At 72.3% G+C, this 16,207-nt stretch carries 9 protein-coding genes; 2 read left to right on the forward strand and 7 right to left on the reverse strand.

Annotated elements, in window-relative coordinates; genetic code table 11:
• Positions 1-47 precede the first annotated feature (47 nt).
• Both KJK29_RS07905 and KJK29_RS07910 read right to left on the reverse strand, forming a co-directional pair.
• Positions 48-1,154, reverse strand: a complete 1,107-nt coding sequence (locus KJK29_RS07905; RefSeq protein WP_215117996.1) for an effector-associated domain 2-containing protein — start codon at positions 1,152-1,154, stop codon at positions 48-50.
• The gene (locus KJK29_RS07910; RefSeq protein ID WP_215117997.1) at positions 1,151-2,317 is read right to left on the reverse strand and encodes a hypothetical protein; all 1,167 of its coding nucleotides are present in this window, start codon (positions 2,315-2,317) and stop codon (positions 1,151-1,153) included. Before KJK29_RS07910 ends, KJK29_RS07905 begins: the two co-directional genes overlap by 4 nt.
• Before the next feature lie 152 nt (positions 2,318-2,469).
• Between KJK29_RS07910 and KJK29_RS07915 the strand changes: the two genes are divergently transcribed.
• Entirely contained in the window at positions 2,470-3,834 is a 1,365-nt protein-coding gene (locus tag KJK29_RS07915) for a cation:proton antiporter (protein WP_215117998.1), read from the forward strand.
• A 45-nt stretch (positions 3,835-3,879) separates the two neighbouring features.
• Here KJK29_RS07915 and fxsT read toward each other — a convergent pair whose 3' ends face one another.
• From fxsT to KJK29_RS07940, 5 genes are all read right to left on the reverse strand, one after another.
• Complete coding sequence (fxsT, locus tag KJK29_RS07920; protein ID WP_456115089.1) at positions 3,880-8,349, reverse strand: FxSxx-COOH system tetratricopeptide repeat protein; 4,470 nt, start codon at positions 8,347-8,349, stop codon at positions 3,880-3,882.
• 79 nt (positions 8,350-8,428) lie between these two features.
• The gene (locus KJK29_RS07925; RefSeq protein ID WP_215118000.1) at positions 8,429-9,520 is read right to left on the reverse strand and encodes an AAA family ATPase; all 1,092 of its coding nucleotides are present in this window, start codon (positions 9,518-9,520) and stop codon (positions 8,429-8,431) included.
• On the reverse strand, positions 9,517-11,067 hold the full coding sequence (locus tag KJK29_RS07930) for a VMAP-C domain-containing protein (protein ID WP_215118001.1): 1,551 nt from the start codon (positions 11,065-11,067) through the stop codon (positions 9,517-9,519). The genes KJK29_RS07925 and KJK29_RS07930 overlap by 4 nt, the downstream gene beginning before the upstream one ends.
• Positions 11,068-11,245: 178 nt before the next feature.
• Positions 11,246-13,786 carry a polynucleotide kinase-phosphatase gene (locus KJK29_RS07935; protein ID WP_215118002.1) on the reverse strand — a complete coding sequence of 847 codons (2,541 nt, stop codon included), beginning with the start codon at positions 13,784-13,786 and terminating at the stop codon, positions 11,246-11,248.
• Entirely contained in the window at positions 13,783-15,255 is a 1,473-nt protein-coding gene (locus KJK29_RS07940; protein ID WP_215118003.1) for a 3' terminal RNA ribose 2'-O-methyltransferase Hen1, read from the reverse strand. Before KJK29_RS07940 ends, KJK29_RS07935 begins: the two co-directional genes overlap by 4 nt.
• A gap of 166 nt (positions 15,256-15,421) precedes the next feature.
• On the opposite strand from KJK29_RS07940, the gene KJK29_RS07945 reads away from it, so the two are divergent.
• Positions 15,422-16,174: an SAM-dependent methyltransferase gene (locus KJK29_RS07945; protein ID WP_215124201.1), complete on the forward strand. Its 753-nt coding sequence runs from the start codon at positions 15,422-15,424 to the stop codon at positions 16,172-16,174.
• Positions 16,175-16,207 lie beyond the last annotated feature (33 nt).

The raw sequence follows: 16,207 nt of genomic DNA on the forward strand, positions 1-16,207 counted from the left end.
ATGGCCATTCCTGCCCCGGTCGAAAACCGTACGATCACGCCACTCGATCATTTCCGATCACGCGGACGCATCAGGGAGGCCTCGAACTCCCGTAACGCAGCGTCCAGTTCGCCCCTGAGATCTGAATCGTCATCGAGGGAGACGACGGCGTCGAACAGCTCCCACAACATCTCCGGGCGGCCCCGGGCCAGCCTGTTGAGGATACCGACGACATCGGTGCGGGCCTTGCTGTGCCGGGGCAGCGTGGCAGTGACACGCGGGTCCAACGAGGCGACCACCGCCTGTCGTTCGATGGGGTCTCCCATCAGCGAATAGGCGAGAAGGGCGTCCACCGCCCGCTGCAACGGCGAGGCCCGACGCCGCCCGGGCGACGGTACGGCCGGCGCCACGATCTCGGTGCGCTCGGGGCTCTGCAGCCGAATCTCCGGATACTGCAGAGTACGTCCCGCTTCCCTGAGGGCCGCGATACGTGCCCGTACGGCCGGAAACAGTCCCTCCGGATCGGGCAACGCGGGCAGAACGGCGACTCGGTCGGCCAACAGCCCGAGCAGGATCTCGGAGAACAGCCCCGTCCCGCGCTCCCGGTCGTTGGCGGCGACCCGCCCCCGCCCGGCCGCCCGCAGCAGCGTCTGCCGATGGGCGAGGTTGCGCCGCCCCACCGGCAGGGCGTCCGGCGGCAGTTGCTCCCGGAAGGCCAGGTCCTCTTCGAAAGTCTCGCAGGCGTCCACGATCCACAGCTGATCACCGAAGGCCGCTACGGCGTCCCCGGCGTACCGGTCGAGCGCGGAGTCCAGGTCGATGCCCAGCTTGTCGGCGGTAGTGGCGTCCGAGCAGAACAACCGCAGGTGCCCGGCCCGGTCGAGGACGCCGTGCCCGCCCCACCACACCCAGAGGACATCGCCCTGGGCCAGGGGCAGTTCGCGGACGAGGACGCGGCGCAGAGTCGCGTGATCGGCGGGCTGGTGGGCGACCTCGGGGACGTACGGCGGCAGCGGGGCGAGGTGCAGACGGAGCTGGTCGTCCGGCACCCCGGCCGCACGCAGCAGCCGGTGAAAGGCCACCGCATCGCGCGCCGGCCCGGGCAGATCCCAGCCGGACCCGGCGTCGTACCGCTCGACGCCGACGATCAGCGCATGCACCCGGGCGGGGTTCACTGCAGCCGGTCCACGATGTGCCGGTAGACCTCGGGGTTCGTCCAATAGGCGCTGTGCGAGGCCGGGAAGGGCTGACGGCTGTCGACCGCCACGTCCGTGACCCGTCCGGGGAACAGGCCCGCGCCCAGATAGGAGAGCAGGTCGCGGGAGTCGTACAGGTTCAACCAGTCCGGGACGTGCGACGGCAGGGGTGCGGGGTGTTCGAGGGAGGGCAGTGAGCCCGACTCGTAGAGGAACGGCCCCTGGGATCCCGCCGTCACCAGGAATCGGACCTGTGGCAGCGGCGCGGAGATCAGGGTGTCCAGGGCGATGATGCCGCCGAGGCTGTGGCCGACCAGGGTGACGGGCGGTTCGAGGCCCGTGATCAGGTGACGCAGTTCGGCGCGGACCGCCTCGCCGCGGCTGAGGTAGCGCAGGATGTCGGCGGCGGCGGGGTGGGCGGCCTCGGTGAGGGCGCGGCGGCGGCGCACAACGGCACGGGATGCCGCCGAACCCGCGACCCGCAGCACCAGAGAGCGCACCCCGCGTTCCGTGCCCCGGGGCTGTGCACCGAGTGCCACGGCGAGCACGTCGGCGACGGCGTCACGGCTGTCACCGACCGGCACCAACGGGACGTCGGAGTCCAGGGCGTCGGCGATGACCCGGGCCGCAAGACTGCGTCCGGCGAGGGCCCCGAGGTCGTCGGGGGCGAGGGCGACGGCGGCCGGGGCGAGCAGCGGATGGGCGGCCAGATCGGTGGCGGCGCGGGCCAGTCCCGGGCCCAGTTCGGCGGCAGGAACGTCCCCTTGAGCCGCTAGGGCGAGGAGACCGGTTCGTATCGCCTGGTCGGGAGGCAGGGAGCCGGGCGGACGCTCGACGACCTGCGGCGCGCCGGCCGCGGCGAGCACGAGTTCGGCGTACGGGTCGGCGTAGAGGGCGGCCCAGGCGGCGGCCGACGCGTCGTCGCCGTCACCGTCGGGCAGGCCCCGGGCCGTGCCGCCCGGCTCGGCGGGAAGGCTGACCCCGCCCGCCGCGAGCGTGGCGCCGTGCGTGCCGCCCCAGTAGTACGGCACGATGCGTAGTCCCTCGCGCAGGGCGGTCAGTCCGGCCGCCACGCGCCCCGCAAGCTTCGAGAAGCCTGGTTCGCGCACCCCTGTTCCATGGATGAAGACGACCGTCGCCATGTGCCCCCCGTGACACCGGTACAGAGTTGTGTACGACTGCCGTTACGCCGTCAACTTACCAGTATCATAAGGAGGTTGGGGGTCGAGCACACGTGCGAGGACCCGCCCGCGGCCGAACCACCGGCCATGACAACTGGACACAGGGGGACGCAGTGAGCGCTGACGCGGTGGTCACGCATTTCCTGTTCGCCTCGGCCCTGATCCTGGCGGTCGGCCATGGCGCCGGCTGGGTGGCCCAGCGGCTGAGGCAGCCGTACATCGTGGGGCAGCTGACGGCGGGCATCGCCCTCGGTCCCTCCTTGCTCGGCAGTGCGGCGCCGGATGTCTACCGGACGGTGTTCCCCCAGGAGATCGGCACCGCGCTGACCGGGCTCGCGCAGTTCTCCCTGGTGGTCTTCCTGTTCGCGGTGGGATACGAGCTGGATCTGAAGATCCTGGGCGACCGGGCGCGCACGGTCGTGACGGTGGCGCTGGCGGCGTTCGTGGTCCCGATGATCGTGGGCAGCGGCTGCGCGCTGCTGTTCCGGGAGCAGTTGCGGGCCCTGGACATGCCCCCGCTCACCACCGGCATGGTGCTGTTCGCCGGGGTCGCCCTGTCGATAACGGCCGTACCGGTCCTGACGGCCATCGTGCGGGAGAACAACCTGGCCGACACGGTGCCGGGCGTCCTCGCGGTGTCCGCGGCCGGGCTGCTCGATGTGATCGGGTGGACGGTGCTGGCCGGGACGATGCTGGACAGCGACAGCGGTGAGCACGTCCTGGGCTGGCAGTGGCGGGCCCTCATCGCGGCCGGGTTCGCCCTGCTGATGCTGGCGGCGGCCCGGCCCGTGCTGCGCAGGCTGCTGTGGCGGACCCGGATGGAGCCGTCCCTGCGGCTGGCGGTGCTCATCGGCTTCGCCTGTGCGTCGGCGTCCGTGACGCAGTACCTCGGGCTGCACGCCATCTGCGGTGCGCTGCTCGCGGGGATCGTCTGCCCGCGTGAGCAGCGCGGCACGCTCGACCCGGATCTGCTGCGGCCGCTGCATGTCGTCAGCTCGCTGCTGGTGCCCTACTTCTTCGTGTTCTCCGGGCAGTCCGTCACCCTCAACAGCATGAATGCCACCGGCTGGATCGCGCTGCTGGTGGTGACGGTGCTGGCGGTCACCACGAAGGTCGGCAGTGGCGTGGTGGCGGCCCGGATGGGCGGACTGGACCGCGACGACGCCCGGACCGTCGGTGTCCTGCTGAGCGCCCGCGGTCTCACGGAGCTGATCGCCCTCAACGCCGGCTTCCAGGCGGGCCTGGTGAGCAAGCCCCTCTATACGGTGCTGGTCTTCATGGCCCTGGCCACCACGCTGCTCACGCAGCCCCTGCTGATCCTGGTGCGCCGCCTGTCCGACCACGAGCCGACCCGCGCCCCGGGCCCTGCCGAGGTCGTGCCGGTGCATCTGACTCTCCCGGACCACGCGGGCGACACCCCGGCACCTCGTCACCCGTCGGACGGCGTGCCCCCCACACCGGTGGCGGACGCGGGCTGACGGTCCGGGGTGGCACACGGGTGCCACCCCGGACGAGGCGGTGGTCTACAGCGGCATCGGCGCCATGTCGCACTCGATACGGCGGCCCTGGCGTGCGGCCACGTGCCACGGGTGGTCGGCGCGAACCACGCGGGCGAAGCCGTCCGTCGCCTTGCGCTGCAGTTCGTCGGCCTCCGCCCTGCGGCCCAGGCCCCGCAGGTCGAGGCCGAGGTTCGCCGTGCAGGCCAGCGTCAACGGGTGCTCCTCACCGGCGATCTCGGCGAGCAGCGGCAGATTGGCCTGGTCGATCTCGTGCGCCCGCTCGAAGTCGACGCGTGCGTAGGCCGTGTTGGCCTGGCCGATGGCGACGGTCAGCGCGGTGATGTGCCGGGCGCCCACACCCGCGGCCAGCCGGCTCGCCGCGTCGTCCTCCAGCTCCTGTGCCTGGTCCAGGGCCCCGAGGGCACGCAGGGTGGCGGCCAGGTTCGCCTTGGTCAGGAGGGTGTACGCGTGGCCCTGACCGAGGCGCTGCTCGAATCGACGCAGGGTCTCCTCCGCCAGCTCCCGGGAGCCGTCGAGGTCGCCGTTCAGACGCCGGTCGACGGACACGTTGGTCGCCGACGACACGGCGTCGAAGTGGTCCTTTCCGTAGCGGGAGACGAAGCGCCGCAGCGTCTCGTCCGAGAGCTTGGCCGCCTCTTCGTGGGCCCCGTCCCGGCGTCGGCAGACCGCGAGATTGCGGGCGATGCGCAAGGTGAGCGGGTGTTCCTCACCGAGTTCGGTGCGCGCCCGGCGGTACGCGTCCTCCTGGAAGTCGCGGGCGCCGGGGTAGTCCCCGCTCTCGCGCATGTCGATGGAGAGCGCGTTGAGGGTGTTGAGGGTGAAGAAGCTGGCAGGGCCGAACAGCAGCTCACGCTGCTGGGCGTTCTCCTGGTCCAGCGGCAGCGCTTCCCTGAACCGGCCGCACAGCCGCAGGGCGACTCCCCAGGCGTGGGTGGCCCGCAGCGTCATCGGATCGTCCGGGCCGAACAGGGACCGGGCCAGCTCGGTGGCCTCCTGCGTCAGCGCCCGGGCTTCCTCGAACCCGCCCTGGTAGCCGCGGGCGTCCGCCATCTCGCACAGCGAGTCGATCAGGTTCTCGGAGTCGACATCGGAGCGGCGCGAGATCTCCAGGGCCTTCTCGGTGAGCGGGATGGACTCGGGGACCTGGCCGTTCTGCCGCAGCAGGAATCCGAGGCTCTTCGTCATCCGGAGGACGTGGAGGTCATCCTCGTCCGAGGACCCGAGCCAGGCGCTCCAGGCCTGGCGGGCGAAGTCGGCGGCGCCCACGTGGTCTCCCCAGTAGTAGAGGAACCACACCGTGTCGAAGACCAGCTCCCGCACATAGGTGTCGGTGCTGGTCACGGCCTGTGAGGTGAGCACATGGGGCAGCAGCGCCTGATAGGCACGCCATTCCAGTGACGAGCCGGAGGGGCCGGGCTTGGCGGCCGACAGCAACTGGTGCGCGGCGTCACGCATCCGCTCCCGCTCGTCGGCGCTCAGTTTGGCCAGGAGCACCGTCTGCAGCAGGCGGTGCATCTGGAGGGTGTCGGAACGCGGGTCCACCCGGACCAGGGAGAACTGGCTCAGGTCGCGGACGGCCCGGTTGAGTTTGATCGACTCCCGCAGCAGGGGATCGACCTCGGGCGTGACATTGACGCCGCGGCTCCCGCGCAGCATCGCCCTCGGGATGGGCTCGGGGGCCATGCTGGCGCAGATGTCGAGCAGCTGCCGGGCGCCCGGGTTGTTCTCCTTGATCCGCTCCAGCGAGATGTCCCAGGCGGCGGCGACGGAGACCGGATAGTCGGGAGCCGGGTCGAGTTCGAGGATCTCGGGACTGCGCTGCGCGAGCAGGTCGAGATACTCGTCGACCTGCATGCCGGTCACCGCGCGCCAAGCGCCCGCCTGCTCCACCGCGAGCGGCAGGTCGCCCAGGGCGTCGGCGAGCCGCCCGGCGTCCTCGACGGACAGGTCGGGCGAGCGCCTCTGGAGCAGCTCGATCGACTCCTCGCGCTCGAACACGTTGACCGGCAGCGACGTGGCCACCCTTTCCCAGGCCCGGTTCCGGGACGTGACGATGACCTTGCCCGGTCCGTTGGCCGGGAAGTACTGGCGCACCGTGTCGACGTCCTCGGCGTTGTCGAAGACGAGCAGCCAGCTGTCGTACGGCGTTCCGGTGCTCAGCGCCTCCAGTACGGCCGGCACGGCCGTGTTGGCGGCGGGGGCGCCGAGGCTGTCCTGGCCGGTGGGGGCGACGCCGAGCTGTGCCGCCAACTGGGCCAACGCGGCGAGAATGAGGCTCTCCCGCTCGGCGGGGATCCAGCAGATCACCCGGTAGTCGTGCTGGTGGGTGTAGACGTACTCGAGTGCCAGCTGGGACTTGCCGACGCCACCGAGCCCATGGAGGGCGTTGGGGAGCACCGCCGCCGTGTCCTGAGCCGCCAGCTGCTCCTCCACGGCACTCAGCAGCGCCTGCCGGCCGACGAACGACGTGTTGCGCAGAGGCACGTTCACCAGGAGGGCGGCGGGCGTTCCGGTCGTGGTGCTCGGCATGGGGAGCTCAGCCTCCGAGGGTTCTTGTGGGATGGCGTCGGATACCAGGGGTGGCACGGGTGGTTCTCCAGCTTCTTGGGGGGCGGTCGACGGTGGCAGACTTCCCGTTCCGTCGGACAATCCCCCAGGAGCCGCGCGGTTCACCTCGGAAGTTGCAGCTCCGGGCGTTCCCGGACTCACTCGTTCGGCGTCACCGGGCCCTCGGGCCCTGGACAGACCGGGCTCGATCCGGCGGGCCCGCTCGGAGTACGGCCCCGAGAGCGCCCGCATCACGGCCAGCTCGCTGCGCGCCCAGCCCCGCTCGGACGGGTCGGGCAGCGTGGCGCCCATCGGGTCGCGCAGGGCGGCGCGCAGGGCGAGGCCCCGGGCGCCCGCGGCGGGAAGTTCGCCCACCACGCTGACGGTGTGGGCGAGTTGGCTGCGGGTGGTGGTGGCGAGCAGTTCCTCGCGGACCCCGTCGGCGAACTCCGGACGGCCCTCGCCGCCGCTGTCCCAGTCGATCAGCCCGCCCATCAGGATCTCGGCGAGGTGGTCCGGGCCGGTCTCCGGCATGGTGCGCCGCCGCAGCTGTTCCACGAGGTCGAACTCGAAGGGAACCGCCGCCAGTTGCGTTGCGAGGCGGCGTGCCGCGGGGGTGGCCAGCGTGAAGAATCGGCGTACGGCGGCTTTGGCGGCGCGCGGGAAGCGGGGGGCGCGCAGGCCGGGCGCGGGCGATCCCTTGGTGAGGGTGCCGGCCAGGACGACGGGCAGGGCGCGGCGCACTCCGCGTTCCCCGGTGACGAGGTCGGCCCAGGCCGCGAGCGAGGCGGGCTTGAGGGAGAGCACGGGGACGGGCACGGAGCCGTCGCCCGCGTCGGGCAGCGGTCGCAGGGGGTCGGGGCCGCCGGGCGGCGCCCAGTGCTCGAGTCCGTCGTTGGCGGCGCCGAAGCCGCCGGCCTCCAGGACGGCCGGGTGGGGGTAGAGCGAGGCGCGGTGGCGCAGGTGCGGCGGGAGCAGATGCACCAGGGCCGTGGGGCCGGCGTGGGCGAGCCGGGCGAGCAGGTCGTCGGCGGCGGGCGAGGCCCAGCCGTGGGCGAGCCCGTCGGTGACGACGAGGAAGACGCGGTCACCGCGTCCGCCGAGGAGTTCGGCGGGGTCGGCGGCGGCCCGGCCGACGCTCCAGCGCAGGGTGGCGGTGCCGGTGCGCGGCACGTTCACCCGGACCGTTCGCACGGCCCGGAAGGCGCCGCTGTGCTCGGCGGCCTGGGCGAGCCGGGCGGTGGACTCCTCCCAGATCCGCAGGGTGGGCGCGTCGTCCACCAGCAGGACCAGGTCGAAGGCGGCCGTCCGGGCGGGACGCAGGAACGGCACCCACATGCCGTCGATGATCCCCTGCTCGGCCGTGGTCTCCTCGTCGAGTTCGAGCGTGTCGCGGGACGGCACACGGCGGGCCAGCTGGTGCAGGGCGCGGGCGAACCGGGCGGTGGCGCGGCCCGGGGCCTGCTGCGGGCGGTCGTCGGCGGGCAGCAGCGGCTGCCCGAGGCGCAGGGTGAAACGGCCCTCGGCGTCGGGTAACAGGCGCGCCGAGGCGCGGGGCTCTCCGGGCAGGGGGGAGCCGGTCCCCTGCCGCGGACGGTCGTCGAGACCGTCGGGAGTGGCCGGCGGGCGCGGAGCGCGCACCGCGTCGGGGGTGGTGTCAGGGGAGGGACCCGGCTGGTCGGCCGGTGAGGTGTCCCGCTGGTTCGTGTCCTCCGTGTCCCGCGGGCGTACGGGAGTCGGGGCCGGGGATGTCGTCGTCCGGCCCGGCGCCGGCTCGGGGCCGGAGGAGGCCGGGCCGCCGTGGCGGTTCCAGTGCACGGCGAGCCAGACCGCGTCGGCGACGTCCTGCCAGCGCGGGAGGGACTGTTCCAGGGTGTCCGGTGGCGTCGCTCCGTGCTCAGCCGCCTGATCGGCGGACTCGGGCAACGCCGAAGGAGGCGACGACCCCGAAACGGGAAATCCGTCGCCGAGCCCGGATGCGTGCTCCCTGGGATAGCCCTTCAATTCAGCGGCCCTTCGCGAGGTCGCGCAGGAGCATTTCCACGAGCTTACGCCCGTCACCATCCGCCTGGAAACCACCCGCCGTCGTCATCTGGACAGCGTTGAGCAACTGGTCCAGGGAGTGGGTTCCGCCGGCCTGGACCCGCTGAACGAACAGGTCGACGAGGTCTTCGGTGCCCTGCGGGCGGGTTCCGAGGTGCCCTTCGACCATGGCCAGGAGTTGCTCCCGGGTGGGCGTGCGCATCTCCAGCGGGAGGCAGCGCCGGCGGAAGGCCGCGGGGAATTCGCGTTCTCCGTTGCTGGTGATCACCACGACCGGGAACTCCCGGCACTCGATGCGCCCGTCGCGCACCTCGGCGCGGCCCCCGGGGTCGCTGGTGTGGACGCGCGCGCTGTCCTCGGCGTCGCGTACCAGCTCGGGGACTTCATAGCTTCCGTTCTCCAGGACGTGCAACAGGTCGTTCGGCAGGTCGATGTCGCTCTTGTCGAGCTCGTCGACGAGAAGCACACGGGGACGATCGTAGGGCAGCAGCGCGGTCCCCAGGGGGCCCAGCGTGATGAAGTCACCGAGAAACGGGGGTAGTTGGCGCGGATTTTGCTGAAGCGCGGTGTTGACGTCCGTAGCCGGATCGATGTCGTCCGGTTCCAGGGACGCGGCATGCCGCAGGCCGGCCCGCCAGGCGGCGATGGCCTGGGCGCGGCCCATGGCGTCGTGGGCGTAGAGGCCCTCGCGCAGGGTGGTGCGGCTGACGATGTTCCACTCCAGGACCCGGCCGAGGCCGAGTTCGCGGGAGATGAGGTAGGCCAGGGTGGACTTGCCGACGCCGGGCGGGCCGGTGATCAGCAGGGGCCGGCGCAGCAGCAGCGCGGTGTTGACGACGTCGATCTCGTCCTTGCCCAGCTGCGGAGTGACGTCACCGGGGCCCAGGCGGCGCAGCGCGGCCTGGGGGTCGGCCGCCGGTACGGGCCGGGCCGGTTCGCCCCGGAAGCTGCGCCAGGGCGGCGGCACGGGCAGATCGGGCGGGACGGCGGGGGCGCTGCCCGTGCCGTGGAAGATCCACCAGTCGTTCGGGACCGTCTGCTCCTGCCCGCTCATGCGGATGCCTCCTCGCTGGCGAGATCGCCTGGGTCGGTGGGCTGGAAGTCAACGGGACGCGTCGGATCGTCCCAGAAAAAGCCGATGTGCCGGCCGAGCAGCTCGCCTGGGCCCCGGCCCTCGCTCTCGGCGTTCCTGCGCAGGAGGTGGACGGCCACCGGGATCCTCGCCGGTGTGGGCGCCGCGGCGAACAGGGCGGTCACCACTTCCCGGCGCTCCTCGCGGAAGGCACCTCTGCGGTCCCAGATCGCGAGCCCCACCCCTTCCGCTATGGCGGCCTTGAGAGCCTCCAGTGCCAGGACGTCGGACGGGGCGTCGAGCACCACCGCCGTATGTCTTGGTTCCCCGGCGAGCCCGGCCTGCCACGCGCCGATCCGGCCGCCGTCCGGTTCGCGCCAGCCGTGCACCTGGACGCCGTGCTCGTTCAGGGTTCGCCAACGCTCCTGCCACTGGTCGCGGACCAGGGCGTCGTCCGTGCGCATCCGCTCCAGGCTGCGCAGATGCACCCCGTACTTCAGGCTGAGCGGCAGCGGCTGCCCGTCGCCGATCCGGAAGGTCAGACCGGCCACATCGTGGTTGAGGAGTTCGTACGGAAGGACGAACTCGATGTACGGCGGTGGCTGCCGGCGTCCGCCCGGGTCGGGTTCACGGGGCGCCGACCAGAGGCGGGCGCCCTGCCGTAACGCGCGCTGGACGGCCGGGCCGAGCTCGTCGAGGGTGGTCGTGGCGGGTTCGCCGGGCTGTGGGTCCCAGCGGCCGGGGACGGTGTTGAGCCAGGGGCGGACGACGATCTCGCCGGAGCCGTCCCGTGCCGGTTCGACGGCGACGACCAGGCAGCGCGGGATGTCCGGATCGCTCTTGGCCGAGCCGCGGGCCTTGCGGCGTTCCTCCACCGGCCCGGTCAGGCCCGCGCGCCGGGCCCAGTCGTCGGCCCAGCCGGACAGGGCGGTGCGGTGCCCCGGGCTGGCGGCGAGCAGGGCGGCGTGGTCGATCAGCAGGACGGCGGGGGGCAGTCCGTCCGGCTGCACGTTCCAGTCCAGGACGTGCGCGAGGAGTTGCTCCGGGGCGAGTCCGGTGGGCAGGTCGAGGCCGTTGAGCTCCTCGACCAGGGCGTCGCGCAGCCGGGCGGCGGGGAGTTCGCCCTTGGCGAGGAGGGCGCGGGCGCCGGCCTCGTCGTCGCGGGAGAGGGGCCCCTGGAGGGCAGGGGGCGGGGCGGGCGCGAGCCACTGGTCGAGCAGCTGATCGAGTTCGTCGCCCGCCAGTTCGCCTTCGAGGATCCGCACCACCTCGACCAGTACGCGTTCCCCGCCCGGCATGTTCAGCGCGGCGCGCGTCAGCAGGACCACGTCCTCGCGCAACTTGATGCCGCGCAGGTCGATCCGGCGCCCCAGCAGGCCTCCGAGGACGACACCGAAGTGCAGCCGCCCCTGCGCGTCCTCCATGCAGCCCAGACCGCACAGGGCGTTGGTCAGCCCCAGCAGCAGCCGTAAGCCTTCCGCACGCCCGGACCCGCCCTCGGGTTCGCCGAACCCCGCGTGTGTCTCCACCGACTTTCCCCCTGAGCCGGTATACCTGCCTGATCGACCAGCGAAGTTAGCACGGCAACCAGCGGTTAACCAGGGACGAATGGGACCGGAAGGACGACGTCCGGCCAGGATCGCCCCAGACGGGACAAGCCTGGCCGGATTCGATCGGACTCGACCTTGTGGAGGCCGCCCTTCCGGCTCAGAGCCTCGGGTCCACCGGCTCCGATTCCAGCGCCAGCACCCCGAACACCGCCTCGTGCACCCGCCACAGCGGCTCACCGTCGGCGAGTCGGTCCAGGGCCTCCAGGCCCAGGGCGTACTCGCGGATCGCCAGGGACCGCTTGTGGTTGAGGAAGCGGGAGCGCAGGCGGGCGAGGTTCTCCGGGCGGGTGTACTCGGGGCCGTAGATGATCCGCAGGTACTCGCGGCCGCGGCATTTGATGCCGGGCTGGACGAGGCGGCCCTGGGGGTCGCGGACGAGGGCGCCGATCGGCTTGACGACCATGCCCTCGCCGCCGCGGCCGGTCATCTCCAGCCACCAGTCGACACCGGCCCGGACGGACTCCGGGTCGGCCGTGTCGACGTACAGCCGCCGGGTGGTGCGCAGCAGGCCGCTGCCGTCGTGCTCGACGAGCCGGTCGAGCAGGGCGAGCTGCTCGTCGTGGGGCAGGGCGGTGAGGCTGCGGCCCTGGACGGCGAGGATCTGGAACGGTGCCAGGTGGACGCCGTCCAGGCCGTCCGTGGTCCAGCAGTAGCGGCGGTAGGCCTCGGTGAACGCGGCGGCGTCGGCGGAGCGTTCGCGGGTGCGGGCCAGCAGGCCGGTGACGTCCACGCCGCGTGCGGCCGTGCCCTCCAGCGCGGCCAGCGCGCCCGGGAGCACCGCGCCGGAGGCGGCGCCCACCGCGGCGTACTGGGAGCGCAGCAGGCCGGAGGCCTTCAGGGACCAGGGCATCAGTTCGGCGTCCAGCAGCAGCCAGTCGGTGGCCAGTTCGTCCCAGAGGCCGGCCTCGCCGATCGCCGTGCGCACCCGGTCGAGGATCTCCTCGGTGAGGGCGTCGTCGTCGAGGAAGGGGCGGCCGGTGCGGGTGTAGAGCGCCCCGGTCGGGCCGTCCACGCCGAAGCGCTTGCGGGCCGCGTCCGCGTCCCGGCAGACCAGCGCCACCGCCCGCGATCCCATGTGCTTCTCCTCGCACACGACCCGCTCGACCCCGTCCGCCGCGTACTGCGCGAAGGCCTCGACGGGGTGTTCGAGGTAGCCATCGACCTTGCTGGTCGCCGTCGGTGCCATGGTGGGCGGGAGGTACGGCAGCAGCCGCGGGTCCACCGCGAAGCGGCTCATGACCTCCAGGGCCGCCGCCGCGTTCTCCTCGCGGATCGAGATCCGGCCCTGGTGCCGGGTCTCCACGATCCGGCGGCCCTGCACGTCGGCCAGGGCCAGCGGGCGGCCGTCGTGTCCGCCGGGGGCCTCCGTGAGCAGCGGCTTCGCGGGCTCGTACCAGACGCGCTCCGCCGGTACGTCGACCAGCTCGCGCTCCGGCCAGCGCAGCGCGGTGAGCTTGCCGCCGAAGACGGCGCCGGTGTCCAGGCAGATGGTGTTGTTGAGCCAGGTGGCCTCCGGGACGGGGGTGTGACCGTAGACGACGGCCGCACGACCTCGGTAGTCCTCCGCCCAGGGGTAGCGCACCGGCAGGCCGAACTCGTCGGTCTCGCCGGTGGTGTCGCCGTACAGGGCGTGGCTGCGGACCCGGCCGGAGGTGCGGCCGTGGTACTTCTCGGGCAGGCCGGCGTGGCAGACGACCAGGCGGCCGCCGTCGAGGACGTAGTGGCTGACGAGGCCGTCGAGGAACTCCCGCACCTCGGCGACGAACTCCTCGCTCTGGCCCGTCATCTGCTCGATGGTCTCGGCGAGGCCGTGGGTGTGCCGGACCTTGCGGCCGCGCAGGTGACGGCCGTACTTGTTCTCGTGGTTTCCGGGCACGCACAGGGCGTTGCCGGACTTCACCATCGCCATGACGCGGCGCAGCACGCCCGGGCTGTCGGGGCCGCGGTCGACCAGGTCGCCGACGAAGACGGCGGTACGGCCCTCGGGGTGGACTCCGTCCTTGTAGCCCAGCTTGCCGAGCAGCGAGTCCAGTTCGGCGGCGCAGCCGTGGATGTCGCCGACGATGTCGAAGGGGCCGGTGAGGTGGGTGAGGTCGTTGAAGCGCTTCTCGGTGACGACGGTGGCGTGCTCGACCTCGTCGACGCCGCGCAGGATGTGCACCTTGCGGAAGCCCTCGCGCTCCAGGTGCCTGAGGGAACGGCGCAGTTCCCGGGTGTGGCGCTGGATGACGCGGCGGGGCATGTCGGCGCGGTCGGTGCGGCCCGCGTTGCGCTCGGCGCACACCTCCTCGGGCACGTCGAGCACGATGGCTATCGGCAGGACGTCGTGACTCCGGGCCAGGTCGACCAGCTGGCGTCGGGCGTCGGGCTGCACGCTGGTCGCGTCCACGACGGTGCGGCGGCCGGCGGCGAGGCGCTTGCCCGCGATGTAGTGCAGGACGTCGAAGGCGTCCTTGGTGGCGCTCTGGTCGTTCTCGTCGTCCGAGACGAGGCCGCGGCAGAAGTCGGACGAGATGATCTCCGTGGGCTTGAAGTGCCTGCGGGCGAAGGTGGACTTGCCGGAGCCGGAGGCACCGACGAGCACCACCAGGGAGAGGTCGGTGACGGGCAGGACCCGCCCCTCGCGTACGTCGGTCATGCCGCCTTCGCCTCCTTCGGACTGGTCGGGGTGGTCAGGGTGAACACGGCCATCTGGGTGGGCGGTCCCACCTCGGGGTCGTCAGGGCCGACGGGTATGAACTCGGCCGAGTAGCCGTGCCGTTCGGCGACCGCCTCCGCCCAGGCCCGGAACTCGGCGCGGGTCCATTCGAAGCGGTGGTCGCGGTGGCGGACGTGGCCGGCCGGGAGGCTCTCCCAGCGCACGTTGTACTCGACGTTCGGGGTCGTCACGAGGACCGCGCGCGGGCGGGCCGAGCCGAACACGGCGTACTCCAGGGCGGGCAGCCGGGGCAGGTCGAGGTGCTCGACGACCTCGCTGAGCACGGCGGCGTCGTAGCCCTTGATCCGCGGGTCGGTGTAGGCGAGCGAGCCCTGGAAGAGCTTGACGCGCGAGGCCTGCCGCTCCCCCATGCGATCCAGCTTGAGCCGCCGGGAGGCGATGGTGAGCGCCCGCATCGACACGTCCACGCCCACGATCTCGGTGAACGCCGGGTCCTTGAGGAGGGTCTGCACCAACTGGCCCTGGCCGCAGCCGAGATCCAGGACGCGGGCGGCCCCGGACGCCTTGAGCGCGGCGGTGATGGCCTCCCGGCGCTGTACGGCGAGCGGGGTGGGCCGCTCCTCGGTCTCGGTCTCCGCCCCGACCGCGTTGTCGATCTCCTCGACCTCGCTGTCGTCGGTCTCGGCCAGCCGGACCAGCTCCAGCCGCTCCGTCGCCGCACGGGTCAGCGACCAGCGGCGCGAGAGGTAGCGGCTGGTGATCAGCTGCTGCTCGGGGTGGCCGGGCAGCCAGCCCTCACCGGCGCGCAGCAGCTTGTCGACCTCGTCGGGGGCGACCCAGTAGTGCTTGGCGTCGTCCAGGACCGGGAGCAGGACGTAGAGGTGGCGCAGGGCCTCGGCGAGAGTACGGTCCGTGGACTCCAGTTCGAGTCGGACGTAGCGGGAGTCGCCCCACTGCGGGAACTCGGTGTCCAGCGGCACGGGTTCGGCGGTGACCGTCCAGCCCAGCGGCTCGAACAGCCGCTGTACGAGCCCGGGGCCGCCGCGGGCGGGCAGCGCCGGTACCTCGATACGCAGCGGCCACGGTACGGCGGGCAGTTCGGGCCGGGCGTTGCAGACGCCCTTCATCGCGCTGGAGAAGACATTGCTCAGCGCCACGGCGAGCAGGGAGGAGGCGGCGTAGGGGCGGTCGTTGACGTACTGCGCGAGTGCCGCGTCCGGGGCGCCGCCCCGGCCCTTGCCCTTGCCGCGCCTGACCAGTGCCACGGCATCCACCTCCAGCAGCAGCGCCGCCGTGCAGCGCTCGGCGTCCGCCTCGGGGTAGAGGACATGGGCCGTGCCGTAGGAGGTGGAGAACGCCTGGGCCTTCTCGGGGTGCTTGTGCAGCAGGAAGCCGAGATCGGTGGCGGGGCGCTCCGGGGTGCCGGTGGTGGTGATGGTCAGAAACACGGTGGATCGACCTTTGATCAGTGGTCTGAACTGCGGATCCCCTCACCGTACAGAGCGAACTTCGGCAGCATCCGGGAATTTTCGCTAGCCTCCGGTCGACCGGGCGTTCGAGGGAGGATGTGCGACTGTGGGCACGATCGACACCAGCAAGCCCCATTCGGCGCGGATGTACGACTACTTCCTGGGCGGGAAGGACAACTACCCGGTCGACGTGGCGGCGGCCGAGCAGGTGACCTCGCACTTCCCCGCCGTGAGCGCGATGGCGCGCACCAATCGCGCCTTCATGCACCGCGCCTCCCGGCTGCTGGCCGAGCGGGGCGTCCGCCAGTTCCTCGACATCGGGACCGGCATCCCGACCGAGCCGAACCTCCACCAGATCGTCCAAGGGGTCGCCCCCGACGCCCGGGTGGTCTACGCGGACAACGACCCGATCGTGCTCCGGCACGCCGAGGCCCTGCTGCACAGCGCGCCCGAGGGGAGGACCGCCTACGTCCAGGCCGATGTGCGGGACCCCGCAAAGATCATCGCGACGGCCCGGGAGACCCTCGACTTCAGCCGGCCGATCGCCCTGTCCCTGGTGGCACTCCTGCACCTGGTGGGCGACGAGGACGAGCCCCTCCGGCTGGTCCGGGAACTCCTCGAACCGCTGCCGCCCGGAAGCCACTTGACGCTCTCCCACGCGACGGGCGACTTCGACCCGGAGACCTGGGAGCGGGTCGTCGAGGTGTACCGCAAGGGCGGCACGGCGGCGCAGGTGCGCAGCCGGGAGGAGTTCTCGGAGTTCTTCACGGGCCTTGAGCTGGTGGACCCGGGTGTGGTCCTGGCCGCGCGGTGGCATCCCGGGCTCGGCGAACGGCGTGGAGGGGACGGCGGGGGCAACGAGATCCCCCTCTACGTGGCGGTCGCCCGCAAGCCCTGACACGGGCCCGGCGGTTCGCGCTCCACGGCCCGG

Source organism: Streptomyces koelreuteriae (assembly GCF_018604545.1).
GTDB classification, from domain to species: domain Bacteria; phylum Actinomycetota; class Actinomycetes; order Streptomycetales; family Streptomycetaceae; genus Streptomyces; species Streptomyces koelreuteriae.